This window comes from Neopoerus faecalis (genome assembly GCF_029218125.1).
GTDB lineage: Bacteria > Bacillota > Clostridia > Oscillospirales > Oscillospiraceae > Oscillibacter > Oscillibacter faecalis_A.
Window position 1 is genome coordinate 1 of sequence record NZ_JARFXX010000011.1, and the last position, 24,645, is coordinate 24,645.

At 54.4% G+C, this 24,645-nt stretch carries 30 protein-coding genes, 1 tRNA gene and 1 pseudogene; 30 read left to right on the forward strand and 2 right to left on the reverse strand.

Annotated features, from left to right (window positions below; genetic code table 11):
* Positions 1-251 precede the first annotated feature (251 nt).
* The 11 genes and pseudogenes from PY311_RS11030 (at position 252) to uvrA (ending at position 13,550) form a co-directional block, all read left to right on the forward strand.
* Positions 252-2,015 (forward strand): S-layer homology domain-containing protein, encoded by a 1,764-nt coding sequence (locus PY311_RS11030; protein WP_286148742.1) that lies wholly within the window; start codon positions 252-254, stop codon positions 2,013-2,015.
* A 441-nt stretch (positions 2,016-2,456) separates the two neighbouring features.
* Positions 2,457-2,828, forward strand: a complete 372-nt coding sequence (locus PY311_RS11035) for a sporulation initiation factor Spo0A C-terminal domain-containing protein (RefSeq protein ID WP_238074780.1) — start codon at positions 2,457-2,459, stop codon at positions 2,826-2,828.
* 609 nt (positions 2,829-3,437) lie between these two features.
* Complete coding sequence (locus PY311_RS11040; RefSeq protein WP_177306248.1) at positions 3,438-3,599, forward strand: hypothetical protein; 162 nt, start codon at positions 3,438-3,440, stop codon at positions 3,597-3,599.
* A gap of 38 nt (positions 3,600-3,637) precedes the next feature.
* Positions 3,638-5,314 carry a recombinase family protein gene (locus tag PY311_RS11045; RefSeq protein WP_286148744.1) on the forward strand — a complete coding sequence of 559 codons (1,677 nt, stop codon included), beginning with the start codon at positions 3,638-3,640 and terminating at the stop codon, positions 5,312-5,314.
* Positions 5,315-5,392: 78 nt separating this feature from the next.
* A pseudogene (locus PY311_RS11050) lies at positions 5,393-5,512 on the forward strand (alpha/beta-type small acid-soluble spore protein); the annotation flags it as partial.
* A 134-nt stretch (positions 5,513-5,646) separates the two neighbouring features.
* Positions 5,647-6,324 (forward strand): JAB domain-containing protein, encoded by a 678-nt coding sequence (locus tag PY311_RS11055; protein ID WP_286148745.1) that lies wholly within the window; start codon positions 5,647-5,649, stop codon positions 6,322-6,324.
* Positions 6,325-6,452: 128 nt separating this feature from the next.
* Positions 6,453-8,423 carry an excinuclease ABC subunit UvrB gene (gene uvrB / locus PY311_RS11060; RefSeq protein WP_286148746.1) on the forward strand — a complete coding sequence of 657 codons (1,971 nt, stop codon included), beginning with the start codon at positions 6,453-6,455 and terminating at the stop codon, positions 8,421-8,423.
* 78 nt (positions 8,424-8,501) lie between these two features.
* Positions 8,502-9,149 carry a hypothetical protein gene (locus PY311_RS11065; protein ID WP_286148747.1) on the forward strand — a complete coding sequence of 216 codons (648 nt, stop codon included), beginning with the start codon at positions 8,502-8,504 and terminating at the stop codon, positions 9,147-9,149.
* A gap of 210 nt (positions 9,150-9,359) precedes the next feature.
* Positions 9,360-10,100 carry a TraX family protein gene (locus tag PY311_RS11070; RefSeq protein ID WP_286148748.1) on the forward strand — a complete coding sequence of 247 codons (741 nt, stop codon included), beginning with the start codon at positions 9,360-9,362 and terminating at the stop codon, positions 10,098-10,100.
* A 12-nt stretch (positions 10,101-10,112) separates the two neighbouring features.
* Positions 10,113-10,598: a Cys-tRNA(Pro) deacylase gene (ybaK, locus tag PY311_RS11075; RefSeq protein ID WP_286148749.1), complete on the forward strand. Its 486-nt coding sequence runs from the start codon at positions 10,113-10,115 to the stop codon at positions 10,596-10,598.
* Positions 10,599-10,724: 126 nt separating this feature from the next.
* Positions 10,725-13,550, forward strand: a complete 2,826-nt coding sequence (gene uvrA, locus PY311_RS11080; protein ID WP_286148750.1) for an excinuclease ABC subunit UvrA — start codon at positions 10,725-10,727, stop codon at positions 13,548-13,550.
* Between the two features lie 90 nt (positions 13,551-13,640).
* On the opposite strand, the gene PY311_RS11085 is transcribed toward uvrA, so the two are convergent.
* Entirely contained in the window at positions 13,641-13,883 is a 243-nt protein-coding gene (locus tag PY311_RS11085; protein ID WP_286148751.1) for a helix-turn-helix domain-containing protein, read from the reverse strand.
* Positions 13,884-13,979: 96 nt separating this feature from the next.
* Here PY311_RS11085 and PY311_RS11090 point away from each other — a divergent pair, with 96 nt between their 5' ends.
* From PY311_RS11090 to PY311_RS11105, 4 genes are all read left to right on the forward strand, one after another.
* On the forward strand, positions 13,980-14,195 hold the full coding sequence (locus tag PY311_RS11090; protein WP_286148752.1) for a hypothetical protein: 216 nt from the start codon (positions 13,980-13,982) through the stop codon (positions 14,193-14,195).
* Positions 14,196-14,291: 96 nt separating this feature from the next.
* A complete protein-coding gene (gene era, locus PY311_RS11095; RefSeq protein WP_286148753.1) occupies positions 14,292-15,191 on the forward strand; it encodes a GTPase Era in 900 nt (299 codons plus the stop codon).
* 172 nt (positions 15,192-15,363) lie between these two features.
* Positions 15,364-15,531 (forward strand): hypothetical protein, encoded by a 168-nt coding sequence (locus PY311_RS11100; protein WP_286148754.1) that lies wholly within the window; start codon positions 15,364-15,366, stop codon positions 15,529-15,531.
* Between the two features lie 16 nt (positions 15,532-15,547).
* Positions 15,548-15,904 (forward strand): hypothetical protein, encoded by a 357-nt coding sequence (locus tag PY311_RS11105; protein WP_286148755.1) that lies wholly within the window; start codon positions 15,548-15,550, stop codon positions 15,902-15,904.
* Positions 15,905-15,940: 36 nt separating this feature from the next.
* Here PY311_RS11105 and PY311_RS11110 read toward each other — a convergent pair whose 3' ends face one another.
* The gene (locus PY311_RS11110) at positions 15,941-16,768 is read right to left on the reverse strand and encodes a pyridoxamine kinase (protein ID WP_286148756.1); all 828 of its coding nucleotides are present in this window, start codon (positions 16,766-16,768) and stop codon (positions 15,941-15,943) included.
* A 98-nt stretch (positions 16,769-16,866) separates the two neighbouring features.
* On the opposite strand from PY311_RS11110, the gene PY311_RS11115 reads away from it, so the two are divergent.
* From PY311_RS11115 to PY311_RS12710, 15 genes are all read left to right on the forward strand, one after another.
* Positions 16,867-16,951 (forward strand) — tRNA-Leu (locus tag PY311_RS11115).
* A 343-nt stretch (positions 16,952-17,294) separates the two neighbouring features.
* Positions 17,295-18,074: a hypothetical protein gene (locus PY311_RS11120; protein ID WP_286148758.1), complete on the forward strand. Its 780-nt coding sequence runs from the start codon at positions 17,295-17,297 to the stop codon at positions 18,072-18,074.
* Positions 18,075-18,156: 82 nt separating this feature from the next.
* Positions 18,157-18,672: a hypothetical protein gene (locus PY311_RS11125; RefSeq protein ID WP_286148760.1), complete on the forward strand. Its 516-nt coding sequence runs from the start codon at positions 18,157-18,159 to the stop codon at positions 18,670-18,672.
* A 63-nt stretch (positions 18,673-18,735) separates the two neighbouring features.
* Complete coding sequence (locus tag PY311_RS11130; RefSeq protein ID WP_286148761.1) at positions 18,736-18,924, forward strand: hypothetical protein; 189 nt, start codon at positions 18,736-18,738, stop codon at positions 18,922-18,924.
* A gap of 58 nt (positions 18,925-18,982) precedes the next feature.
* Positions 18,983-19,885 (forward strand): hypothetical protein, encoded by a 903-nt coding sequence (locus tag PY311_RS11135; protein ID WP_286148763.1) that lies wholly within the window; start codon positions 18,983-18,985, stop codon positions 19,883-19,885.
* A 280-nt stretch (positions 19,886-20,165) separates the two neighbouring features.
* Positions 20,166-20,924 carry an alpha/beta fold hydrolase gene (locus PY311_RS11140; RefSeq protein ID WP_286148764.1) on the forward strand — a complete coding sequence of 253 codons (759 nt, stop codon included), beginning with the start codon at positions 20,166-20,168 and terminating at the stop codon, positions 20,922-20,924.
* Positions 20,925-20,956: 32 nt separating this feature from the next.
* Positions 20,957-21,208: a hypothetical protein gene (locus PY311_RS11145; RefSeq protein WP_286148765.1), complete on the forward strand. Its 252-nt coding sequence runs from the start codon at positions 20,957-20,959 to the stop codon at positions 21,206-21,208.
* Between the two features lie 196 nt (positions 21,209-21,404).
* Positions 21,405-21,557 carry a hypothetical protein gene (locus PY311_RS11150; protein ID WP_286148766.1) on the forward strand — a complete coding sequence of 51 codons (153 nt, stop codon included), beginning with the start codon at positions 21,405-21,407 and terminating at the stop codon, positions 21,555-21,557.
* Positions 21,558-21,935: an RNA polymerase sigma factor gene (locus PY311_RS11155; RefSeq protein ID WP_286148767.1), complete on the forward strand. Its 378-nt coding sequence runs from the start codon at positions 21,558-21,560 to the stop codon at positions 21,933-21,935. It begins immediately after the preceding gene.
* Positions 21,936-22,065: 130 nt separating this feature from the next.
* A complete protein-coding gene (locus tag PY311_RS11160) occupies positions 22,066-22,680 on the forward strand; it encodes a DUF4367 domain-containing protein (protein WP_286148768.1) in 615 nt (204 codons plus the stop codon).
* On the forward strand, positions 22,677-23,135 hold the full coding sequence (locus PY311_RS11165; RefSeq protein ID WP_286148769.1) for a hypothetical protein: 459 nt from the start codon (positions 22,677-22,679) through the stop codon (positions 23,133-23,135). The genes PY311_RS11160 and PY311_RS11165 overlap by 4 nt, the downstream gene beginning before the upstream one ends.
* A gap of 45 nt (positions 23,136-23,180) precedes the next feature.
* Positions 23,181-23,537: a hypothetical protein gene (locus tag PY311_RS11170; RefSeq protein WP_286148770.1), complete on the forward strand. Its 357-nt coding sequence runs from the start codon at positions 23,181-23,183 to the stop codon at positions 23,535-23,537.
* Between the two features lie 6 nt (positions 23,538-23,543).
* On the forward strand, positions 23,544-23,993 hold the full coding sequence (locus PY311_RS11175) for a hypothetical protein (RefSeq protein ID WP_286148771.1): 450 nt from the start codon (positions 23,544-23,546) through the stop codon (positions 23,991-23,993).
* 365 nt (positions 23,994-24,358) lie between these two features.
* Positions 24,359-24,475 (forward strand): DUF4368 domain-containing protein, encoded by a 117-nt coding sequence (locus PY311_RS12705; RefSeq protein ID WP_350309739.1) that lies wholly within the window; start codon positions 24,359-24,361, stop codon positions 24,473-24,475.
* Positions 24,468-24,611: a DUF4368 domain-containing protein gene (locus PY311_RS12710; RefSeq protein ID WP_350309740.1), complete on the forward strand. Its 144-nt coding sequence runs from the start codon at positions 24,468-24,470 to the stop codon at positions 24,609-24,611. The genes PY311_RS12705 and PY311_RS12710 overlap by 8 nt, the downstream gene beginning before the upstream one ends.
* Positions 24,612-24,645 lie beyond the last annotated feature (34 nt).

Genomic DNA, 24,645 nt, shown 5'->3' on the forward strand with positions numbered 1-24,645 from the left:
TTTGTTTGTTTGCCTGTACAATGGGCAACACGGAAGTAAGAAAAAGTGGATTTATTATTGGGCATACCCGTTACACATTTTATTCTTTGCAATTTTGCGTTGTTATCCGTTCTTTTAATAACAGATTAGTGAGGATTTGATGGAGGCGTCTGAAACGCTGGATACTGCTGACCTATTTAACTAAAGGCCAAATAATTCTGCGGGAATAAAGTCACCATGTGCGACAATTCTCAAAGGAGGAATTGCTGTAAATGAAACGGATCTCAATTTTGCTGGCAATATGCCTGCTGCTGGGCATCCCGGCCCAAGCAGCCGCCCCTGCATTATTCCAGTATCAAAGCAGCCAGCTTGGATTTTCCATCACGGTTCCCGGCGTTCGTCAGGGCGAGGTCATTGCCGAGGAAACCGATACCGGCGTGAACTTTTATCACGCTCCCTCCCGTGAAAAATACGGGGGAGAGATCGGCTCCGTTGTAGTGGTTTCCCCACGGTCTGGTTTCTTCTCCGGTCACTACGATGATATGGCGTACCAGATCATCGCCATAGGAAAGAACCGGGTATTTCTATGGAAGACCCCAGGAGGAGGCGCTCCCACCGGCGGAGATTTTTTGGATGCTTTTAAACGTGTATCCTCCACCTTTTCCATGGAGAATTTGCGGAAAGGCTTGGTTCCGGCTCAGCCGGATGGATGGCCGAAGCTCCAAACAGTGAGGCATCTGGCCTACCTGCCCGTGAGCGGTGGGCTCGCGCGTCCTAACGCCCCTCTGACACGCGGCGAATTGGCACAGATGCTATACACCCTGCTGGACGCTGGCAATAAGGCCGACAGTTACCGAGCCCCGTTCTCAGACACAGCAGGAAAAGACTGCACCCAGGCGGTTGCATATCTTGCCAGCTACGGTATTCTCACCGGCTATGCGGACGGAACCTTCCGCCCGGATGCGCCGATCAGCAGGGCCGCGTTCGCCGTTCTGCTGCATCGCTGTCAGTTTGCGGCACCTGTGGGGCAGTATGGGGAAGAATTTGTGTTTGCGGATGTTCCTGCCGGGTACTGGGCCGAAACGTACATATACAGCACGAAGATTCTGGGCTGGCTACAGGGAAATGCTGATGGACTGTTCCACCCGGAACGTGAGATCACCCGTGCTGAAGCGGTCACTGCCATCAACCGGATGCTCGGACGGGATGAATCTGTGACGGAACTGATGTCTGTCAAAAATCCCTTTTCAGATTTGGCAGAGAGCCATTGGGCTTGTGCGAATGTTCTGGAGGCAGCAGGCGTGCTGAAGGACGATGCTGCTGTGCCTAAGATGGATTCCGTACCCCTAAACACCAGCGCATATCATTTCAGCAGCGAGTCTGATGGCTGGGCAGCTTCTGAGGGCCAGCTTTTCCACACCACAAATGGCGGAAAAAACTGGGACAAGGTCGGCCGTCCGCTTGCGTGCACAGTTTCTGGACTGTTTTTCTTTAGTGAGCAGAACGGGGTCCTTCTGGGAAGCAGCGAAGAGAACGCCTGCGTCCTGATGAGGACAAATGACGGCGGAAAGAGTTGGGACGATCTGCTGGCAAATCCGGCCACGCTGGCCCGGTATCTGCCTGTGGAGCAGTTTCCCACCGAGAAAAGCCTGTTGGAAAGCATTGTTTCAGCAGAACTCCGTCCGGCCAGCCGAACTGCCGTTTACCTGACAGTCCGGTATCATCCCTACGAAAGCGTTCATGTGTACGATTTTGAAGCGGTAAGGCAGACCGTGATGACAGCGGATAAGGGCAACGGCAAGTACACGTTCACTATGCCTGTGGGCAAGGTTGAGATCAACGCTGCTTTTGTCAAGGAAGTTGAGACAAGCCCGTTCAGCGATGTGTCCACCAGCGCCTATTACTATGAGGCTGTGAAGTGGGCGCAGGAAAAGGGCATCACCGGCGGTATTGGCAACGGCCTCTTTGGGCCCAATCAGCCCTGTACCCGAGGTCAGATCGTGACCTTCCTTTTCAGAGCCTATCAGGGCAAGTAAGCTGAGTCCCGAACGAGTGTGCGTGGAATAGCCAAAGAAATATTGTTTTTAACCGCAAGGCGGCTCCTCTATGGAGTTGCCTTGCGGTTTTTCTATAATATCGTCCTAAAGTTCAAAATTCGACTGCAATCGAGCAAAATCAGACGATTACCGCCGGGCATTGTAGAGCGATTGTATGACACAAAACGGCATTTATCGTGTATGATTTACTTAACGGAGGACACGGATGTTTACAAGGAATTTTGACCTGATGACCATTCACACAACGCTCCCCCGTCATCTCACTTTTACAGTGAAAACAGAAAATTGGGGTATCCCTAACGGCTGGATTTAGTTCCAGCATAGCAGAGGTCTTGTGCCGAGACCTACCGCTGGCCGAGAGGCCCGCCCCTGCTGCCCTTTCTCTGTTCTTATCCTAATTTCTAACAGGAGGGGTATCAAATGCCTTTAGTTTATTATGTGCCTGAGTATGAACGAGACGCTTCGCAGACCCCGTTGGATGCCGAACGCCTGTTGCGGCTTCTCGGTGTGAGCGGCAAACTGACGGGTTTCCGCTATGCGGTCTACATGGTGGAGCAAGTTCGGGATCAGCCGGAGAATATGATTCTTATTACCAAGCGCCTCTATGCACAAACGGCGGCGCATTTTCAGACCACGCCCAGCTGCGTCGAACGCAATCTCCGCACACTTATTCAGAGCTGTTGGAATTATCCCGACCACAGCTTCTTGAACCTGATCGCCGGGGCTGAATTGCGACAGCCGCCTACCAATTCCCAGTTCATCGACATTCTGGCCGCTTACCTGAGAAACTGACCGACAGGGAGAAAGGCGGCGCACTGCCGCCTTTCTCTTTTGTCCGTCACTGGAAATGTGGCTCAATTTGAGACAGATTTCGACACTCGCCATTCGGCACGGATGTATCGGCAACGGTGCATCCGTGCGGGCTGGCGACAGTCCGAGAATTGAATAGGTCTATTGGATACATCCGATATGCGCCCGAAAGGAAAGCCGTGCGGGATTGAGCAGGCCATGATCCCAACTAAGAGAGGAGGTATAGGGGGAGCAGCCTTCCGCGCACAAACAAGCCGTGGCTGGCTTGGGGCGATGACCCGCATATCGGGGAGATACGATTGTCCAGCCTCAGTCCGAGCGTTGAAGCGGCCTTGACAGGCCGTGAGCCGTCGCAGGCAAAGGGGGCAACCTGTGAGAACCGCAGGGGGTGAAATTCCCGTGTAAGGTGTGCCAGCACCGTCCAATATGTTCCTGAAACGTACCTGCCAACAAACAAGACTACATCAAAGGCCGCGCCTGCATGAGGGCGCGGTTTTTGTCGATTTTAGACTGAGAAAAAAGTGCCAGGCAGCCCTGCTGCCCGGTTAAATTGTTTTTAGATGGAAATAATGCTTTTAGGGAGGTGCAACCTTGGAAAAGCAAGAAAAGCAACACAAAATTGGAGCTGCAACCTATGTGATCGAGAGGGTGTTTACCAGCAGCAAAACGCCGCAAGAAGTGGTGGCGGAGGAAATCATTACCACGGCTAAAAAAGTCGATTTTTTTGACCACTCAGGAAAGAAAATGGTATAATATCAGTGTAAATGAGTGGTTCCAGAAAGGAGGACATCATGCGGAACCACATCAAACTCGCTGATATTTACTGCCGCTTATCCGATGAGGAAAAGAAACATAAAAACGAGTCCGAGAGCATTACAAATCAACGTGCAATCATTAGGGACTATTGTGAAAAGCACGATATTATCATCGTAAAAGAATTTGTAGACGATGGCTATTCTGGCGGCAATTTTGAGCGCCCTGGCTTTCAAGCGATGCTGGATCATCTTTCGACCGGAAAGGCCAATATGGTCATTACAAAAGACCTTTCCCGGCTTGGCCGTGATATGACGGAATCAAGTTACTACGCAGAACGCTTTTTCCCTGAGAACGGTATTCATTATCTGGCTCCCGGTAATGACTTTGACTCCATGGGAGACAACCTGATGGCACCGTTCCAATTTGCCATGAATGATGTGTACCTGCGTGATACTTCCAGAAAAGTCAAGCAGACGTTAGACATGAAACGGAAGAAGGGCAAGTATGCAGCTTGTCCGCCATACGGCTATAAAAAAGCGGAGCGTACCACCGACCAGCTTGTTCCCGATGAAAATACAGCACCGATCGTCCGACAGATTTTTGAATGGGCATCAACGGGACTTTCAACGCGGACGATTGCAAACAAGCTGAACGAACAATGTATCATCCCGCCTTTGAAATACAGGGTTGAATATCGTGATAAATTCACCCCACAGGGAGCATCCAGAGCGTCAGACTACTGGAACTATACTACGGTTAAGCGTATCCTGCGAAATCGCGTCTATTTGGGACACACCGTACTTGGGAAAACCCGTAAGGTCAATGTGAAGTCCAAAAAGAAAATCTCTATTCCACAGGAAGATTGGTGCTTTACAGAAAATACCCATGAGCCATTGGTGACACAAGAGCAATTTGACCGAGCAGAACATTTCCTCGGAGAAAACACAAAGTCCCATGCGGCCAATCCTGCATTTCGCCACAGTATTTTTGGCGGGATCGCATACTGCGCTCACTGTGGTACAGCGATGTGTTCCGGCGGTTCGGTCTACAAGGGTGAACGCGCAAAGTATTGGTATCTTGTTTGCAATAACTTGACAAGTCGAACACGAAACCGCTGTGAGCATGGTGCCCGTATCCGGTATGATGACCTAATGGAGATCATTCGGCGTGATTTGAACGAGCTGTTGTCATTTGACGATGATGATATTGAGGCCATCACACAGGCGGCTATTCAACAATCTAATGCTTCGCTTGGCGTCGGTGAGGACAAGGAAAAGTCATTGGCCGATATAGAAATAAGGTTGAAGCGTATTGTCAAGATGATTGAACGAGCGTACCGTGATAACGCAGCCGGAAATTTAAGTGATGAATTACTGGATCAAATGATGGAGCGATTTGGAAAAGAGCGTCAGGAGCTTGAAGAACAGCGTGATAGATTGATTGAGGATACTTCGGAAGAAAGCAATATCCGCGATGCGTATGACTTGTTTTTTGACCTCGCCAGACGCTATTCCCATATCGAAACTTTAGATCGAGATATTCTTCATACCTTCATAGAGCGAATAGAAATTGGTGAAAAAATCTTGCCAGACGGTTTAACGATTGCTGGGCCGCGAACTCCCTACCGGCAAAGTATTCGTATCTTTTACCGCTTTATTGGAGAAATCGCAAAAGACCCTGTACGGAATGTAACAAGGGTAGCAAATCTTTAAGAGGTCAAAAAACATCAAACCACCTTGGTGTGTATTGACTTCAAAATAAAACTGAGTTTTTGTGGTGAATACACACCAAGGGAGATGGGTGTCAATCTGAAGCAGGGCTACAACGGCGACCTGACCAGCCGCGAGGCCGGTTCCGTGGGCGGCCAGATGGTCAAGAAGATGATCGAGTCCTACGAGAAGAATCTGTAAGGCAGAAGGACGCGAGAAAAGAGAGGGCGGACACCGGTCCGCTCTTTCTTTTTGCATATCGGCGTGATATAATATTCTTTTAAAGCAATGATCGCTTATAGCAGGACGGGCACGGCGGAAGGGGGAACGGCTGTATGGAAAATATCCACCAGGGACACCGGGAGAAAATGCGGCAGCGCTTTTTAAAGAGCGGACTGGAGGGCTTTGCGGATCACGAGGCGCTGGAGCTTCTGCTGTATTACGCCATTCCCCGGCGGGACACCAATCCCATTGCCCACCGCCTCATCGAGCGCTACGGCTCACTGCTGGCGGTACTGACCGCGCCCGTGGAGGACCTACGGAAGGTAGAGGGCGTCGGTGAAAGTGCCGCTGTGCTGTTGAAGGTGGCGGGACAGATCGGCACCCGGGCAAGGCTGGCTGAGGCGGCGCAGAACCGTCCGCTGTCCTCGGTGAAGACCGTGGGGGCCTATCTGTTGGAGCGCTTTGCGGGGGAGACCCATGAGGTGGTCTACCAGCTTTGCTTGGATCGCAAATGCAAGCTGTTGGCCTGCAAACGGCTGGGAGAGGGCGGTATCGCCTCCTCCGGGCTGGACATCCGCAAACTCATGGAAAATGCTATTCTCACCTCGGCCAGTACGGTGATTTTAGCCCACAACCACCCCAGCGGTGTAGCGCTGCCCTCCGATGATGACTGCGCCGCCACGGAGGCGGCACGGCGGGCGCTGGATACCATCGGCGTGACGCTGGCCGACCACATCATTGTGGCGGACAATGATTTCGTTTCCATGGCGCAGAGCGGATTTTTCGGATAAGACCGCCCTGAAATACGAACAAATGTTTGATTTTTCGGCGCAGATGTGTTATCATAAAAATATAGCATCCTGCACGGACGGGACGGAGCCGCCCCCGCTCCGCCCGCAGAAAAACGGAAAGGATTCCCATGCCGAAATTTGAAGTAGTATCCCCTTATCAGCCCTCCGGCGACCAGCCGGAGGCCATCGACGCGCTGGCGGCGGGCATCGAAAACGGCTTGAAGGAGCAGGTCTTGTTAGGCGTCACCGGCTCCGGCAAGACCTATACCATGGCCAAGGTCATTGAGAAGGTCCAGCGGCCTACGCTGGTGCTGGCCCACAATAAGACGCTGGCGGCCCAGCTCTGCGCGGAATTCAAGGAGTTTTTCCCCAACAACGCCGTGGAGTATTTTGTCTCCTACTACGATTACTACCAGCCAGAGGCCTATATCCCCCACACGGATACCTACATCGCCAAGGACGCATCTACCAATGATGAGATCGACCGCCTGCGGCTGTCCGCTACCTGTGCCCTGTTGGAGCGGCGGGACGTGATCGTGGTGTCCTCCGTGTCCTGCATTTACGGCTTGGGCGAGCCGGACGACTTTGCCCAGATGGTGATTTCTCTGCGTCAGGGGGCGGAGTGGGACCGGGACGAGCTGCTGCGCCGTCTGGTGGAGAACCGCTACGAGCGGAACGACGTGGCCTTCGAGCGGAACCGGTTCCGGGTGCGGGGGGACACGGTGGAGATCTACCCCGCCTACTACAAGGATCACGCCATCCGGGTGGAGTTCTTTGGGGACGAGATCGACCGGATCTCCGACTTTCACCCCCTCACCGGTACGGTGAACCGGGTGCTGAACCATGTGGCCATTTACCCCGCCAGCCACTATGTTACCACCAAGGACAAAATGGAGCGGGCTATCAGCCAGATTCAAACGGAACTGGAGGACCAGGTAAAATATTTCAATGACAATGAGATGCTGGTGGAGGCCCAGCGCATCCGCCAGCGGACGGAATATGACATGGAAATGATGCGGGAGTTGGGCTACTGCTCCGGCATCGAGAACTATTCCCGGATCATTTCCGACCGTCCGGCAGGCAGCGCCCCTATGACCCTGCTGGACTTCTTTCCCGATGATTTCCTGCTGTTTGTGGACGAGAGCCATGTGACGCTGCCGCAGGTGCGGGCCATGTACAACGGCGATCGGGCCAGAAAGGAATCGCTGGTGCGCTATGGCTTCCGCCTGCCCTGCGCCTTTGACAACCGGCCGCTGAAATTCGAGGAATTTGAGAGCCGCATCGGTCAGGCGGTGTTCGTCTCCGCCACGCCGGGGCCCTACGAGCGGGAGCGGGCGGACAACATCGTGGAGCAGGTCATCCGCCCCACCGGACTGCTGGACCCCAGAGTGGAGGTCCGTCCGGTGGAGGGCCAGATCGACGATCTCATGGAGGAGATTCGCGCCCGGGCCCAGCGGAACGAGCGGGTGTTGGTGACGACCCTGACGAAGAAGATGGCGGAGGACCTGACGGAGTTTTTCCGGGCCGCCAATATCCGGGTGCGGTATATGCATTCCGATGTGCAGACCATTGAGCGGATGGAGATCATCCGGGACCTGCGGTTGGGAGAATTTGATGTGCTGGTAGGCATCAACCTGCTGCGGGAGGGCCTTGATCTGCCGGAGGTCTCTTTGGTGGCGGTGCTGGACGCGGACAAGGAGGGCTTTCTCCGCAGTGAGACCTCCCTTATTCAGACCATCGGCCGCGCCGCCCGAAACGCCGAGGGCATGGTCATTTTGTATGCCGATACTATTACGCCCTCCATGCGGGCGGCCATGGACGAGACGGAGCGCCGCCGGAAAATTCAGGACGATTACAACAGGGCTCATGGCATCGTGCCGAAAACCATCATCAAGGATGTCCGGGAAATTCTGGAGATCTCCAAGAGCGAGGACGCCGGACACAAGGCCAAGGGCAAGCCCAAAAAGCTGACGGAGGCGGAGCGGACGGCGGAGATCGCCAAGTTGGAGCAGGAGATGAAGGAGGCCAGCAAGCTGCTGGAATTCGAGTATGCCGCCGTGCTGCGTGACCGCATCATCGAGCTGCGGGGCGGTAAATAGCGGACAAATTTCGAGAGAAAACACGCCAAAACCGAAAACAAACTGTACGAACCGATTGGAAAAATACAGGGGGTATTTATGGAAAAACGCTCTGCTCTGCAAAAGGCTGTCCTGATCTCCGTTGCGGCTATGGCAGTGACCTTCGCCATCCTGACGTTTGTATTTCACAGACTTGAGGGTGTGAAATTTGAAGAGGGGTTCCTGCGGGTGTCGGTGCAGGCCGATGATCCCGCCGCGACGGTCTACGCCGGGAAGGTTCAGGGTGAGCGGGTGAAGATCACCGTGACGGACTGCCCCGATGAACAGCGGACGGAGGTGGTGGTTCAGGTCGGGGACCGCGTCCGTGACGAGTGCGCGGTGGAGACCGGCCTGCCGCCCATTCAGGCGGACCAGCTGGGACCGGTGGAGCACATCCGGATCACCCGGAATGGCCAACTTCTCTTTGAGGGCGGCTATACGGCGGAGCACGACATGGGATGGTACGATCTGGAGGGAAACTGGGCCCCGTTTTCCGGATTGGAGGCCACCTTCAGGACCAGCGGAGAAAACGATTGGGATTCCTATAAAACCTCCGCCGGGACGATCCTGGCCTTCGCAAGAGGACCGGAGCGGACGGCCCGGGGCAGTTGGATGCTGTATTTCACCATGCTGCTGTTTTCCGGCCTGCTGGCGCTGGACGCCGCATACCCATTGGCCTGTTCCGCTGGCAGCATATGTGCGACGTGAAGGACTCGGAGCCGTCGGACTTCTATCTGGGAATGCAGCGGGCGGGCTGGTGCATTTATCCGATTTTGCTGCTCATCGGGTACAACATCGCCCTGTGGGTGCTGCCGTAGCCGACTGAAAACGGGGTGACCCAAAACAGACAAATGTATGTCCGAATGGGCATTTTACATACAGAAAAAACACGAAAAACATTGCAAAGGAAAACATACTATGGAACACACAAAAACCAGGGGGTGTCTGGACAGCCTGGCCTTAAAACTGCTGGCCATGGCCCTCATGCTCTGCGACCACCTGTGGGCCACGGTGCTGCCCGGCGTCATGTGGCTGACGGCGGTGGGCCGCGTCGCTTTCCCCATTTTTGCCTTTCAGGTGGCGGAGGGCTTTCAGCGGACCCATGACCGGAAAAAATACCTGCTGCGGATGCTGGCCTTTGCCCTGATCTCTGAGATCCCCTTTAACTACCTGTACTACTCCTCCCCGGTGTTCCCCTTCCATCAGAACGTGATGTTCACCTTCTTCATCGCCCTTCTGCTGATGCTGGGGCTGGAAAAGGTCCGGAGCAAGGGAACGGGGCTGTATATCCTCGCCGCCGTTTTGAGCCTGCCCGTGGGCTATTTTCTGGGAACGGTCGGCATGGTGGACTACTACGGCAGCGGCGTGGTCACGGTGCTGATCTTCTACCTCTGCCGCCAGATCCCCTACGGCTGGCTCGGCGAGGTGGCGGGACTGGCCTTCCTGAACTGCAAACTGCTGGGGGGCATGACCATCCCCCTGACGCTGGGGAGCTGGACCTTGGAATTCCCGGAGCAGGGCTTGGCGCTGCTGGCCCTGATCCCCATTTGGCTGTATAACGGCAGACAGGGCGCTCACAATAAGGCCATCCAGTATGCCTGCTACGCTTTTTATCCCGCCCACATGCTGATCCTGGCATTGCTGCGGATGTATTTGTAAGAGGTGAGATCTGTGTCCAAACACAAGGAAGAAAAAACCAACGTCATGCGGACGCTGGAGCAGAAAAAAATCGCCTACACGGCTCATGAGTACCCGGCGGACGGGCCGGTGGACGGTGTGTCCGTGGCGGGCTATCTGGGGCAGGACCCGGAGCAGGTATTCAAAACGCTGGTAACAAAGGGTACCTCCGGGGCATACTATGTATTTGACATCCCGGTGGCGGAAAATCTGGATTTGAAAAAGGCGGCGAAGGCGGTGGGGGAAAAATCCATTGCTATGCTGCCGCAGAAGGAGCTGCTGCCACTGACGGGCTATGTCCACGGCGGGTGCTCCCCGGTGGGGATGAAAAAGCAGTTCCCTACGGTGTTCCACGAAACGGCGGAGCTATTCGATACTATCTGTGTGTCCGCAGGGAAGATCGGCGCGCAGGTAGAGGCGAACCCCGCCGACCTCGTGGCGCTGCTGGGGGCCAAAATGGCGGATGTCACCGTGAACTAATGCATGATAAAGTTTGAAAAACTATGAGATTTATTTTAAAATCGCAGTTGACATTAAAAAATTATTCGAGTAAGCTGTCACCGAAAACCGGTTTTACGATAGAAAGCAGGAGCAGTAAGCAACAGTATGCAGGAAAATATCATTGTAAAGGGTGCCCGGGCCAATAATCTGAAGAATATTGACGTCACCATCCCCCGGGACAAGCTGGTGGTGATGACCGGTGTGTCCGGCAGCGGCAAATCCTCGCTGGCGTTTGACACCATTTATGCTGAGGGTCAGCGCCGGTACGTGGAGAGCCTTTCCTCCTACGCCAGGATGTTTTTGGGCCAGATGGACAAGCCGGACGTGGACTATATCGAGGGCCTGAGTCCCGCCATTTCCATCGACCAGAAAACCACCAGCAAAAACCCCCGGTCCACCGTGGGCACCGTGACGGAGATCTACGACTATCTCCGTCTGCTGTGGGCAAGAGCGGGTACGCCCCACTGCCCCAACTGCGGCAAGGAGATCAGGCAGCAGACCATCGACCAGATCATCGATCAGGTGCTGGCGCTGCCAGAGGGGACGCGGATTCAGGTCATGGCGCCGGTCATCCGGGGCAAGAAGGGCGAGCACGCCAAGGTGCTGGAGGACGCCAAGCGCTCCGGTTATGTCCGGGCGCGTATTGACGGGAACCTCTATGAGCTGGACGAGGAGATCAAGCTGGAGAAAAACAAAAAGCACTCCATTGAGATCATCGTGGACCGGCTCATTATCCGCCCTGATATCTGCCAACGGCTGACGGACAGCGTGGAGACCGCGGCGAAGCTCTCCGGAGGACTGGTGATCGTCAATCTGCTGCGGGAGGAGAAGGATCTGTCCTTTTCCCAGAACTATGCCTGTGAGGACTGCGGCATCTCCATGGAGGAGTTGACGCCCCGGATGTTCTCATTCAACAATCCCTTTGGCGCCTGCCCCACCTGTACGGGCCTCGGCAGCCAGCTCAAGGCCGATCCGGCCCTCATTATTCAGGATGGAGACAAGTCCATTTTGGATGGGGCTATTTCTGCCAGCGGGTGGAATAACATCCGCGGGGATGGAATTTCCCGGATGTACTTTGACGCGCTGAGCAAAAAATACAAATTTTCCCTGACGGAGCCGTGGGACAGCCTCAGTGACGAGGCGAAGAACATCATCCTCTACGGCACGAAGGGCGAGCTGCTGGAGCTGCACTATGACCAGCCGCGGGGCAAGGGCGTTTTGAAGCAGGCGTTTGAGGGTATCTGCAACAACATTGAACGCCGCTATAAGGAAACGCAGTCCGACGCCAGCCGGAAGGAGCTGGAGGAGCTGATGAGCGAATGCCCCTGTCCCACCTGCCGTGGGCGGCGGCTGCGGAAGGAATCGCTGGCCGTGACCGTGGGGGATCAGAATATCTACGATTTCACAACGCTTTCCGTGACTGACGAGCTGAAGTGGGTGGATGAGCTGCATCTGACGGAGCAGCAGATGCTCATCGCCGACCGCATTTTGAAGGAAATTCGTTCCCGGCTGGGCTTTTTGAAGTCCGTGGGCCTGGGCTATCTGACGCTGGCCCGCAGTGCCGGGACCCTTTCCGGCGGCGAGAGCCAGCGAATCCGGCTGGCCACCCAGATCGGCAGCAGCCTGATGGGCGTGCTGTATATTTTAGACGAGCCGTCCATCGGGCTGCACCAGCGGGACAATGACAAGCTGCTGGCAACGCTGCAAAGGTTGCGGGACCTCGGCAACAGCCTCATTGTGGTGGAGCATGACGAGGACACCATGCGGGCCGCGGACTACCTCATCGACATCGGCCCCGGCGCCGGGGTCCACGGCGGTCAGGTGGTGGCAGCAGGCACTCCGGCGGAGGTGATGGCTAACCCCGACAGTCTGACGGGGCAGTATCTGTCCGGAAAGAAGAAAATTGAGGTGCCTGCTGTCCGCCGTCCCGGAAACGGCAAGGTTTTGAAGGTCATCGGCGCGGCGGAGAACAATCTGCGCCACATTGATGTGGAGTTCCCGCTGGGGACGTTCACCGTGGTCACCGGCGTGTCCGGCAGCGGTAAGTCCTCTCTGGTGAACGAGGTGCTGTTCAAGCGCTTGGGCGCGGAGCTGATGCGGATGAAGGTGCGCCCCGGCAAGTGCGACCGCATGGAGGGGCTGGAATATCTGGACAAGGTGGTCAACATCGACCAGAGTCCCATTGGGCGGACGCCCCGCTCCAACCCGGCAACCTATACGGGACTGTTCAACGATATCCGGGACCTGTTCGCCTCCACCCAGGAGGCCAAGAGCCGGGGCTACGGACAGGGGCGCTTCAGCTTCAACGTCCGGGGCGGCCGGTGCGAAGCCTGCTCCGGTGACGGTCTATTGAAAATCGAGATGCACTTTCTGCCGGATATTTTTGTGCCCTGCGAGGTCTGTAAGGGCAGACGCTACAACCGGGAGACCTTAGAGGTCCGCTACAAGGGCAAAAACATTGCCGATGTGCTGGATATGACGGTAGACGAGGCGCTGGAATTTTTCTCCGCGCTGCCGAAGCTGAAAAAGCGGCTGCAAACCTTGCAGGATGTGGGCCTTGGCTATGTGAAGCTGGGGCAGCCCTCCACGGAGCTTTCCGGCGGTGAGGCCCAGCGGGTGAAGCTGGCCACGGAGCTTTCCAAGCAGGCCACCGGCAAGACCATTTATATTTTAGATGAGCCTACTACCGGCCTCCATTCCGACGATGTGCGGAAGCTGTTGGAAGTGCTGCAGCGTTTGGTGGACGCGGGGAACACCGTGGTGGTTATCGAGCACAATCTGGACGTTATCAAGTGCGCCGACCATCTCATTGACCTCGGCCCCGAGGGTGGCGATGGCGGCGGCACCATTGTGTGCACCGGTACGCCGGAGGAGGTGGCGGTCTGCCCCGCCAGCTTCACGGGACAGTACCTGAAAAGAATGCTGAAATAAATTACTCCTATGATAAAAGCGTGAGGTATCTAAAAGATACCTCACGCTTTTTTTGTGCCTTATAGAAACAACGGGACTGCTTGGCGTCCATCACCGCAGCTCCTGATCCAAATTTTCAAATAAGGGAGAATGGAAAAATTCACTGATAGAAATATCCAATCCGTCACACAGCTTTTTGAGTGTGCTGATGGTGGTGCTGTGGTTTCGTCCGCTGACAATGTTGTTGACGGTAGATTGTGTGACACCGCTGAGATAGCACAAAGCGTTGACAGAAAGATTGCGTTCCTCACATAGCTCTATAATTCGCAGACGGACTGCTTCTCCGATACTCATGGTGTCACCTCTTTCAAGGAAAACTTATAAAAATTCCACCTTGAAAACTTACCCCATTTGAGTTAATATAACTCAAATGGGGTAAGGAGGAATTTTATGAGCGACAATTTGGACTACAAGGAAGCCTATCTGACCATGATGCGGGCATCGGAACGAGCTGTTCGGGGATTGGAGCTTTTACAGCAGGGAACATCAAAAATCATGCTGGATATCATCAAGGCGCAGCAGGCGGCGGAGGAGTTGCTTTTGAATCAGCCGACTACCCGGCTTCGCAGAATGAGCAGGACGAGGACTGAAAGCAGCTTATTGTAAAGCGGATTGGTCCCGATTTACTTGCATTTCTATGGATTCTATGATATTTTAATACTGCAACCATCAAAAATGCTCAAAGAAAGTTGAGGATCACCTATGTCAAACATTACGAAAACCGCTATGATCACCATCTGCGGCCGGCCTAATGTGGGCAAGTCCAGCCTGACCAACGCCCTGGTGGGGGAGAAGGTAGCTATTGTCTCCAACAAGGCCCAGACCACCCGCAACCGCATTTACGGCATCGTCAACCGGGACGATACGCAGTTCATTCTGCTGGATACGCCGGGTCTGCACAGGCCGAAGTCCGCGCTGGGCGACTACATGGTGAAGGTTGTCACCTCCAGCCTTGCGGATGTAGACTGCGCGCTGCTGCTGGTGGAGCCGATTCCCCATGTGGGCGGCCCGGAAAAAGCGCTGATTCAGCGGGTGAAGGAGGAAAAAATTCCCTGCATCCTCTGCATCAACAAAATCGATACCGTGGAGCCAGCGGAGCTGCTGCCGGTCATTGCCGCCTACAACGAGGAATGGGACGGCTTTGACGCCATCATCCCTATCTCCGCCCACAGCCGCAGCGGCTTGGACGATTTGATGCAGGAGCTTCAAAAATACGCGCAGGAGGGGCCGCAGCTATTTCCGGACGGTGAGAGCACCGACCAGCCGGAGCGGCAGGTCATGGGTGAGCTGCTGCGGGAGAAGCTGCTGCTGTGTCTGGATAAGGAAATTCCCCACGGCACGGCCATTGAGATCACTAAATTTTCCGAGCGGGATTCCGGCGTGGTGGATGTGGACGCCACCATTTACTGCGAAAAGGCCAGCCATAAGGGCATCATCATCGGCAAGCAGGGCGCCATGCTGAAGAAGATCAGCTCTCTGGCCCGGGCCGATATGGAAAAATTCATGGGGACCAAGGTCTTTCTTCAGACTTGGGTAAAGGTCAAGGAAAATTGGCGGGACAATGTGAATTACGTGAGGAGCCTCGGGTATCGGGACGAATAAGGTAAGGGAAGGCCGATGTCAATTTTCCGCGAACGGCAGTGAGCCGCTGCCTTAGCGGCGTACAAGCGCTTTGCATGGCAAAGCCTTGGAGCTGGCGGGCTTTGCCTGACCGCTCAGGTAAAATCAAGGACTCCCATGAAATAAAATTTCATGGATACAAGGGGTGAATGCTATGAAGAACTATGTTTTCACTATTGTGATGAATATTGTCGCGGCGATTGCACTGTTTGGGGCCGGTTCGCAGAAAATGAATAATCTTACCACAAGTATTCCAGCTATTCTCTGTATCATTGCTGCGATTCTTGCCATTATCCAGATCAAAAGGGGAATGGACAAATGAGGGCAGGTGAGGGCGTATGAAAAGGGAAAAGCTGGGAATTGCCATGGCCTGTTTGTGGCTGGCCATGCTCTCCTACGGGTCCTTTCCGTTGGAGCTGTCCGCCGCAGGGCTGGCAATTCCCTGCGTGGCCTTTGCGCTTCTTCTGTTGGCCGGATTTCACATGGAACGCTGGCCGGTATGGAAAGCGGCGCTGCTGAGTTGCCTTGGGAGCGGCATCGGTATGCTGGTCCGCTATTTTGCGGAGTACGGCGAGGCGTGGTGGAACGCAAATTTTACAGCCGAAAATGCGGTGCGGCATTTGCTGTGGATGACGGTCTGCGGCATAGCCATCTGTCAGATTTTTCACTATTTGGCAGCAAAAGAAAGCAAATAGAAAAAACCGGAAAGGGAAATACCCTTTCCAGTTTTTCTATTTGACCGTCAACTGCCGCAGCAGCGGCTCAAAGTCTACGCCTTCGGCTTCACCGGCGCCCTCAGCCACCGAACGGGCCACACAACTGCCGACAAAATCCACTGCCGTGCGGGCGGCTTGGAGCAGGGGCGCGCCGCGAGTCAGCGCACCGGTGAGCACGCTGGCAAACAGGTCGCCGGTGCCGGGGAAATCCTGCGGAACTCTGGCTGTTTGAACGGCCTCCACCTGACGGGTGTCCCGGTCATAGCACAGGGCACCCACCTGCCCGGGCGCGGCGGCGTAGCCGGTGAGGACAACGGAGCGTTGTCCCTGAAGGCTCAGTGCCCGTACCAACTCCGAGGCATCGGCGGTTTGGGATTCATGGTAGGGAATGTCCAGTAAAATAGCGGCCTCTGTGAGATTTGGCGTGATGACATCGGCCTGCGCCACCAGCTCCCGAAGACCCTGGCGCAGCGCGGGCGTACAGGTTTTGTACGGTGTGCCGTGGTCGCCCATGACCGGGTCCATGACCAGCAGTGTGTCCGGTGCGTGAAAGCGGCGCAGAAAGTCCTCCACAAGATTGATTTGTGGGGCACTGCCGAGAAAGCCGGTATAGATGGCCTGAAAATGGAGCGAAAGCTGCGACCAGTGCGCCGAGATGCGGCGCATTTCGTCCGTGGTGTCTAAAAAGGTAAAGCCGGAGATGCCCGTGTGGGCGGAGAGCAGCGCCGTTGGCAGCGGGCAGCACTGGCAGCCCATGGCGGAGAGCACCGGCAGGGCAATGGTCAGCGAGCAGCGGCCAAAGCAGGACAGGTCATGAATGGCGGCAATACGGGGAGCAGGCATGGCGATTCCTCATTTCTGTTGGATATGACCATTGTAACGCGAAACTTCCTCTTGTTCAAGAGGGAGCGGTGTGCTATAATATTTTGGAAATTGAAAATGCGGGTATGGCGGAATTGGCAGACGCGCAGGATTTAGGTTCCTGTGAAGCAATTCGTGTGGGTTCGACCCCCACTACCCGTACCACGTCGGAGCAAGCTTTGTATCGCTTGCTCCGACTTATTTTATAAGTCAGAGCGCGCTCACACCGCTGCGCCTCCTTTTCACCCCGCAAACGCTTTGCCGGTTTGCGGGGCGAGGAGACGGGGGCCTTGGAATGTGGGCATCTTTTTATTGGTGCCCCTTCGATTTGCGGTCAAGGTATTCTGCGGTGAGCTTGCCATTTTGCACATAGACGAAAGTATTTCTTTAGCAAAAACAGAAAAATAAATAAAACTCGCAAAATCCTGTAACAAATCACATCGCTCCTGCGTCTTGAAAGTAGAGAGCCAGAACCCACCCATAAAAGAAAAAGAATAAGGAGGCATTTATGATGAAAAAGTACGGGTCATTCGCTGCGGGTATGGTGGCGATGCTTATGGTGGTCTCCACCGTGGGCAGCGTGTCGGCAGCTTCCAGCCGCGTGGAGTACAACAAAGCCGGAATTTCCCTGTTCGGTGAGAATAAGGTCCTCGCCGGAGAATCCTACAAGGCCCCTAACGGGCAGGATGTTCCCTCTGTCATTACATACGTCGATGAGACCGGCGGCAAAACCAATTATCTCTCCATCCGCCAGATCTCCGAGCTGCTGGGCATCGAAGTCCGCTGGGACGGACAGAAGAATCGGGTGAACCTGGGCGCAGACCCTGCGGATTATGTGGTGGTAGGCGGGAAAGAGGACGATGGCAGTATCCCCGCCAACGCCACAAAGCCGGTGCTGGGGACTGTCCATGGGCCGTTCACAGAGATCGACCCGGCCAAGGCTGTCGGAAAGTCTCTGACGGGCGTTCTTCAGGACAACACCAAGGTACAGACTACCTGCGGTTATTCGCTGGAAGGCACCTTCTATCCCGAAGACGGACAGTACATCGTGCTGACTGTGACCAACAACGGCTCCGCCGTACAGACGGTGACTGCCGGACGGGCGCTGACGCTGGGCGGCTTTGAGAAGTTCACTTCCGTTGACATCGGCGCGGGCGAGACCCTGACCAGAGCCTTCACCATCGCGGACGGTGCGGAGGAACTGGAAAGCACGCTGGCTTTCGGCGTCTACGCCAAAGGCGTTTCCAGCCTCAGTGACATTACGGTTTCTCTGAAGCAGTATAAGTAAAGAGTTGGGGAAACCACCGCGCAGAGTGCAAGACCTCTGTGCGGTGGGCCTTTCAGACGTTTCCCATTCAAAGGAGAACCACATGAAAACAAGGAAGAAAAATATCTGCATCAGCATGATTCTTGCGATGCTTCTGCTCTTATCCGCTTGTGCAAATGGAAATGAGACCCCTTCAGAGCCAACACAGTCTGATTCAGAATATCCAGCAGTAACCCCGCCAGAACCGGCTGACGCGCCTCCGGCGAAGGGGACAGTGAAAACATTTCAATATAATGACTTCTCTCTGGAAGTATCTAATGTGAAAGAAATCAAGCAAGGGAGCTGCTTTGATGGCATGGAAACCTGTGTGTATGACGTCTATGTTGTATATCCCGGAGCAATGGCAAAGGTTCTGAACGCCGATACATTTATTGATGAGGAAACCAATCTTCCCCATGCAAATTGGGCTTTTTCAACTTCAGATGATGAACGAATCGACATTATGGATGACATGGAGCCGCTGGAAATCACTGAAGATATGCTGGGGGTTTACGATACGGAGTCGAGCATCTATGTGCTTGGATTTGAAATGGATGACGGGGATAGTCAAGGAAATTAGGGCAGGTTATATTACATAATTACAGCAGGTAACTTCACTGGCTAAGAAAGGGAGGTTTACTTTATGAAAAGCAGAGCAATCGGCATTCTGGTCATGGTGGTGATCGCGGCGGCTGCTATCCTTTGCATGGTCGGCTTTAAGGGGCAGTCCAAGGAAGTGTATCTTGGAGATATGCAGGGCGAGACCCTGCCGGACGGAGGCACGCGGTATGACCTCGGCGATGGCGATTTTGTGATAGAACCGGGGAACTGAGGAAGCAGAAAGCCGGGAATCGGCAAGGTGCTTTTCAAATGTTAGAAGGAGATACCAAATGAAAGCAATGAAGAACATCGCGCTTTTTGTGTTGGCGCTGCTGCTTCTGACCGGCTGTCAGGCGAAGCCTGCCGCGGATAATGCGGACAGTGAAGTCGATGCGGTCAGGGAGTGGTTCACAGCAGAGGAGCCGAACTATGACCTTGTCAGTACCGACACGGTCAAGGAGGGCGTATATGCGCTGCTGACAACCTTTACGCCGCCCGGCGTGGAGAAGGGTTACACCATGGTCAGGGCGTACATTGTGGCCGCAGAGGGCGAGGGGTACACCATCGAAGCATTAGGGGACGCCTATGGCCCCGGCAGCATCGGCTTTTCTGCAGAGGTGCTGAGCACGGAGGAAGCAACCGTCCTCTTTGGAGATATTGGCAGTTCGCTCTACGATCCTACCACGGACACGCGCAGGGACGTTACCTTTACGGACGTCGCCGCAAAGCTCGCTGACGGGAGGGAGGTCTCTATCTCCGTTCAAAACAATGCGCCCTATATTCTCATTCTGGACGCGGGAGCCGAGGTTTCCGACGCCGTATTTCGGACGGAGGACGAGGAGCTTCTTTACTCCGCCTGCTATGGGAAACCGGTGACTTATCATTCTGACCTCTATACGGATGATGACATAGAAAATGCTGTGGCGGCCGTAACCGCCTGTTTTGAAACGGAGTTTCAGGGCTGCACTCTGACGGAGCTTCGCTACCCCGGAGATGCGTTGTCCGATCTGTTCACCCAATGGGCGCAGGAATATAACGCGGACGAGGCCATTGTTCTGTATTCGTCTTTTGATACGGATGCATCGGGTGGTGATGGCTCGTTAGAGCCAAATACAACGTATGATGACTTTCAGTGGATCTTGGTGAGGGACAACGGCGGAACGTGGGAAGTGAAAACGTATGGTTACGGATAATACGGAGAATAAACCCGATAAGGAGCGATAACTGCAATAAATAGAAAAGAGTTTCTGACCGATGTGGCACAGCGGTGTCCTGACATGAGAATGGGGATTTGCTACCGTGTGACCGAGTGATTTGTGGGACGCACGGCGGCGCTGCTTCAGCCACTGCCCTGCGGATAACGGTTGGAACCGGCAGAAAGGCCGCAAAAGTGCGACTTTTCTGAAAGCAGGTGGTTAGCCGACTCTAACTGCTGCTTACAAAATACGGACCATGCGGAAGGAGAAAAGTGTGATGCCATATTCGGAAAAGCTAAAGTCATTTCAGGCAGCGCATCCATGCGAAACGATCGCCGTCTGCGGTGCACAGTGCCGTTATATCCTGAGCGGAGAGAATATCGGTAGAACGCTTGTGTTCCTGAATGGCGGTATGAATACGCTTGAAATGTGGATGGACTATGTAGAGGGACTGTCCGGTGACTGCCGGGTGCTCCTGTTCGACTATCCGCAGGAGCTGCGTACAAATCAGGAGCTTGTTGCCGGAATGTACGCCTTTTTTCAGAAGCTCGGCATTGAAAATCCCGTTTTTGTGGGTGCGAGTGACGGCGGTATGGTCGCGCAGATCTATGTGCAGAAATATCCGGGAGAAACCGGCGGACTGGTCCTGATCTCGACCGGCGGCATGGACAAAAATACGCTGAAAAGCCTGAAAAGGAAATACTTCCTTGCGTCGCTGATGCTGTGGTATATGAAGCACTGCAACTATGAAAAACTGAAACCGAAGCTCATAAAGGCTGGTATGAGCCATATCCGAAATGAAAGCGCGGAAGAAATCGCCTATGCACAGGATATGTTTGAAACGATTTTTAAGGATTACAAGCAGGAAAAGGATGTGCATATCTCGGGACTGCTTGCCGATCTTATGAACCAAAATCCCGTGACTGAGGCTGATTTTGCGGCGCTTGAAGGGAAAATCCTCCTCATCCTGCCAAATCAGGATTTCTTCTCGGGTAGGATGCAGAAGGACCTTATCAAATTGATATTGCAGAGCTGAATGAGGATGAGGAAGGTGTTCCGGGAGCTACCATGCGTATCAGTTTCATAAACCACTCTAAAGAAACACAGTCCGTGTACATCGTTCGGCGGCCTAATGGGAGTCTAACGGATGTAGAACTTTTTTCTAAAGTAAAAATCGCGCCGGAACAGACGGTGACTCGTGCATCCTATCTTGAAAAGGATGAAGGAGATTTTGCAAGAACACTGACTTGGTGTATGGCCGGAGGAACAGTTACCAATGTAGATGTGGTCGTGGATTCCTTCTGGGGCAAATTTGAATAACAAGCCCAAATTGGCGGGGAGGCGTTCGCCTCCCCGCCTTTTGAGAGATTCACAGAACAGTCACCCAAAATTTTTTGAAAACTTTTTGTTTTCATGAGACAGATTCAGTGGTCGGTGCGTTTATAAGATGAAGGGTGCGCTTTTTGGAAAAATGTGTTACCCTATCAAGAGAGAAAGAGAAAACGAGGTGGCTGCCATGCTGACGATTCTGCTGGCCATGCTGGAGGACGAGGAAGACCAGCGAAAATTTTTGAAATTACATACCGCATACGAACAGAAGCTCTACCGCATTGCCCTGAAAATTCTGCGGTCTCACGAACTGGCGGAGGACGCCGTTCAGCAGAGCTAGGTGCAGGTCATCCAGCATTTTGAAAAGGTGAAACAGGTACCGTGGGGAGCTGTGGATGGCTATCTGGTGGTCATTGTGAAGAACGTGTCCATGACCATGCTGCGGAAGGAGAACCACACGGATCCACTGCCGGAGGACTGGGACGCCCCGGCGCCCTCCGCCCCGGAGATGGACGAGACCGGGCGCATCGTGGAGCTGATCCGCTCCATGCCGGAGCGGTACCGGGAGGCTTTGGAGCTGCGGTTCGCGTGGGAGTACAGCAATCAGGAGATCGCCAAGGCGCTGAAGCTCAACACCTCCACCGTGGCCACGCTGGTGGCCCGTGGGCGGAAGCTGCTGATCGAAAAATTGCAGACGGAGGGCTATTGCTATGAATGACGCTCTGTTTGACGCGAAGCTAAAGGAGGCCCTGCTGCTGGCGGCCACCATGGATTACGCAGAGGTGCTGTCGGAGCCGGAGGGGACGGAGTCGCCCTGAACGCTGCCTTACCGCCGCCAGCGGAAGAAAATGCTGGCAGACCCGAATAAGTGGTGCAAGGAACACCTAAAGCCGGTATGGAAAAGGGTGGTTCAGCAAGCAGCGTGTTTCTTCTTAATCCTGCTGGTTGGGCTGGGATCGGCTATGGCAATCAGCCCGACTGTGCGAGCTGCGGTAATTAACTTCGTAAAAGAGGTGTTTCAGAATCAAGTGATATATCGGTATACTGGAATCTCTAATGACGAGAAAAAGCCTGAACTACCAGATTTTGAAATTACTAATTTACCGGATAGCTATATTATCAAAATAATTACATTTCTGTATTCCAACGGTATTGCCGGTCCTCACCTTGCGGGTGGAGCCGCTTCGGAACCTGTCACGGTCAACGGCTGTTCCGGTATGTATTACGCCGTTGCGGGCTCTCTGGACGAATATTCCGGCTATGCCAAGAGAATGACAGAGGATGAGGCAGGGAATGAGATTGTTGCCGTTTCCTATAAGCCCCGCAACAAGGCCACCCTTACATGGACCAACGCCGAAGGCGTGACCTTCACCATCTTCGGTGCCTTTGAAAAGGATGTGCTTCTGAAAATGGCGGAGAGCATTACACCAAGAGCTTTTTTAACGGAGGGTGATGGAACATGAGACGATTTTTTATGGTTTGCCGTTTGGGAAGTTTTTTGCTGGGCCTGTTTATTCTGCTGTCACTTCTGACCGGAGGAGCAAAGGCGGCACAAATAGCGGCTGCGGACACGCTGCTGGTGCCGGAGCAGCGGACCTACGATGGCCGCTTCCGGGACATGAGCGGATTGCGGTGCGCCGACGCGGTGAAGACCAGCTTTGATACCGGGCTGCTGGAGGGGCGGCAGGCTGACCGGTTTGATGCCGTCAGTGAACTGACCAACGCCCAAATTCTGGTGATTTCCGCCCGGCTGTATGACCGGCTCACCGGAGGCAGCGGCCTTGCGGCTCCGGCGGTGGGGGAGGCGTGGTATCAGTCTGCTTTGACGCTGCTCTCCGGCCTGTCCACCGACACGGCTCAGTCCGCCATGAGCCGCAGCGTTTTGCAGGCTTGGAGATACAGTGAGGGGACGGATTAGCCCCAGCAGCCGTGTACGCGGAGCGACTTTGCGGCGCTGCTGCTGTTGGTGCTGGACAATGCCCATGTCACCCTGCCGGAGATCAACACGCTGGAGCGGGATGTACCGGACCTGACTGCCGGCAGCGTGGTGTATGAGCTGTATCTCTCCGGCGTTTTGAACGGCGTGGACGAGTACGGCACCTTTGACGGTCAGCACACCGTGACCCGTGGTCAGGCGGCGGCTATGCTGGCCCGGCTGGTGGATCCCGCCCAGCGGCTGAAGCTGTCCTTCCAATCCTTCAGCCAGTGCCGGGATATTCTGGGCGTTGACCCAGCGGCGGTCTTGCTTATGGTGGATGGTGCGGACTTCACGGCGGAGGACTGCTCCGAAGCACTGTATCAAGGGCTGCGGAAACAGTAAAACCACTTGCTTACGAACGGAAATCAGGATATTCCCGCCGCATTGACTTATCTTGAAAAGACAGTCAAGCTGTACGCGGCGCGGGAGGCGTTGGCGGCCTCCTTGAACCTTACGGTCACGGATGCGGAGGTGGACCAACGGGGACCGTTCCGGGATGGCTATCAGGGACAGACCACAAAGAGTCTTCGCGTGGAGGCCCGGCAGACGATTTTGACGGAGAAGCTGCTGGCTTATTTTGAGGCGCAGTATGGCAAAGAAGTTGCGTATCCTGGTATGGGCGCGGTCTCCGTTGGTCAGGAGCGGCTGGACGCTGCGCTGGACAAGCTCTGCGCGGCTATGACGGTTCAGCGGAGCGAGATATTGAAGAACCTCGATTTGCAGGCGGTTCAGACCCGGCTGGTGAAAGCCCCCCCGGCTCTGTTGGTACAGACTATGACCTGTACCGGTAATTTTTAAGACAAAACCGTTTCCCGCCTGTCTGCTGGGCAGACAGGCGGGAAGCGGTTTTGCTTTCCCTAATGCAGAGAGGATAAATGCAGCGCAGGCGTTGCCCCTGTGCTGCAGAAAAACGCTGTCGAATTTATTCGGCGGCGTTCCTTTCTTCGGTAAAGCAAGCATACGGTGTGATGGTTATGCGGTAAGCGCAATGAGAAAGAGCAAAAATACGAGCAAAGGGATAGGCTGAAAAGGCCGAGGCGATAAGTAAAATACTTATCGCCTCGGCCTCATTCTGCGCGGGGATTATGCGAACTTGGAATAATAAGTAATGCAAATCGAATCATCGGAACCGGAAGGACCGTAACTTGCAGACGCAGGCAGCAATGCTCCGTGAAGAAATCGAAGAAGCAGAAGGCAAAAGTGCCAATGTTGACAGGTTCCTGTCCGTTGTCCGCCAGTACACCGATATCCCAGAGCTGACACCCCCGTATCCTGCATGAGTTCGTTGAGAAGATCGTCATTCACGCAGCGACCGATCCCCATAGCAAAATCAACCGCAGGCAAGAGGTTGATATCTACTACAAAGGTATCGGGATTTTGAAAATGGCCAAAGTATTTGATAGCAGGCAAAAATGAAAGAAATGGCATAGCCGAAGCTATACCGTTTCTC

Excerpts from the sequence above, each read along its gene's own strand:
- PY311_RS11030 (WP_286148742.1), top strand. The coding sequence starts at position 252 with ATGAAACGGATCTCAATTTTGCTGGCAATATGCCTGCTGCTGGGCATC.
- PY311_RS11035 (WP_238074780.1), top strand. The coding sequence starts at position 2,457 with ATGCCTTTAGTTTATTATGTGCCTGAGTATGAACGAGACGCTTCGCAG.
- PY311_RS11045 (WP_286148744.1), top strand. The coding sequence starts at position 3,638 with ATGCGGAACCACATCAAACTCGCTGATATTTACTGCCGCTTATCCGAT.
- PY311_RS11055 (WP_286148745.1), top strand. The coding sequence starts at position 5,647 with ATGGAAAATATCCACCAGGGACACCGGGAGAAAATGCGGCAGCGCTTT.
- uvrB (WP_286148746.1), top strand. The coding sequence starts at position 6,453 with ATGCCGAAATTTGAAGTAGTATCCCCTTATCAGCCCTCCGGCGACCAG.
- PY311_RS11065 (WP_286148747.1), top strand. The coding sequence starts at position 8,502 with ATGGAAAAACGCTCTGCTCTGCAAAAGGCTGTCCTGATCTCCGTTGCG.
- PY311_RS11070 (WP_286148748.1), top strand. The coding sequence starts at position 9,360 with ATGGAACACACAAAAACCAGGGGGTGTCTGGACAGCCTGGCCTTAAAA.
- uvrA (WP_286148750.1), top strand. The coding sequence starts at position 10,725 with ATGCAGGAAAATATCATTGTAAAGGGTGCCCGGGCCAATAATCTGAAG.
- PY311_RS11085 (WP_286148751.1), bottom strand. The coding sequence starts at position 13,883 with ATGAGTATCGGAGAAGCAGTCCGTCTGCGAATTATAGAGCTATGTGAG.
- PY311_RS11090 (WP_286148752.1), top strand. The coding sequence starts at position 13,980 with ATGAGCGACAATTTGGACTACAAGGAAGCCTATCTGACCATGATGCGG.
- era (WP_286148753.1), top strand. The coding sequence starts at position 14,292 with ATGTCAAACATTACGAAAACCGCTATGATCACCATCTGCGGCCGGCCT.
- PY311_RS11100 (WP_286148754.1), top strand. The coding sequence starts at position 15,364 with ATGAAGAACTATGTTTTCACTATTGTGATGAATATTGTCGCGGCGATT.
- PY311_RS11105 (WP_286148755.1), top strand. The coding sequence starts at position 15,548 with ATGAAAAGGGAAAAGCTGGGAATTGCCATGGCCTGTTTGTGGCTGGCC.
- PY311_RS11110 (WP_286148756.1), bottom strand. The coding sequence starts at position 16,768 with ATGCCTGCTCCCCGTATTGCCGCCATTCATGACCTGTCCTGCTTTGGC.
- PY311_RS11120 (WP_286148758.1), top strand. The coding sequence starts at position 17,295 with ATGATGAAAAAGTACGGGTCATTCGCTGCGGGTATGGTGGCGATGCTT.
- PY311_RS11125 (WP_286148760.1), top strand. The coding sequence starts at position 18,157 with ATGAAAACAAGGAAGAAAAATATCTGCATCAGCATGATTCTTGCGATG.
- PY311_RS11130 (WP_286148761.1), top strand. The coding sequence starts at position 18,736 with ATGAAAAGCAGAGCAATCGGCATTCTGGTCATGGTGGTGATCGCGGCG.
- PY311_RS11135 (WP_286148763.1), top strand. The coding sequence starts at position 18,983 with ATGAAAGCAATGAAGAACATCGCGCTTTTTGTGTTGGCGCTGCTGCTT.
- PY311_RS11140 (WP_286148764.1), top strand. The coding sequence starts at position 20,166 with ATGCCATATTCGGAAAAGCTAAAGTCATTTCAGGCAGCGCATCCATGC.
- PY311_RS11145 (WP_286148765.1), top strand. The coding sequence starts at position 20,957 with ATGCGTATCAGTTTCATAAACCACTCTAAAGAAACACAGTCCGTGTAC.
- PY311_RS11150 (WP_286148766.1), top strand. The coding sequence starts at position 21,405 with ATGCTGACGATTCTGCTGGCCATGCTGGAGGACGAGGAAGACCAGCGA.
- PY311_RS11160 (WP_286148768.1), top strand. The coding sequence starts at position 22,066 with ATGCTGGCAGACCCGAATAAGTGGTGCAAGGAACACCTAAAGCCGGTA.
- PY311_RS11165 (WP_286148769.1), top strand. The coding sequence starts at position 22,677 with ATGAGACGATTTTTTATGGTTTGCCGTTTGGGAAGTTTTTTGCTGGGC.
- PY311_RS12705 (WP_350309739.1), top strand. The coding sequence starts at position 24,359 with ATGCTCCGTGAAGAAATCGAAGAAGCAGAAGGCAAAAGTGCCAATGTT.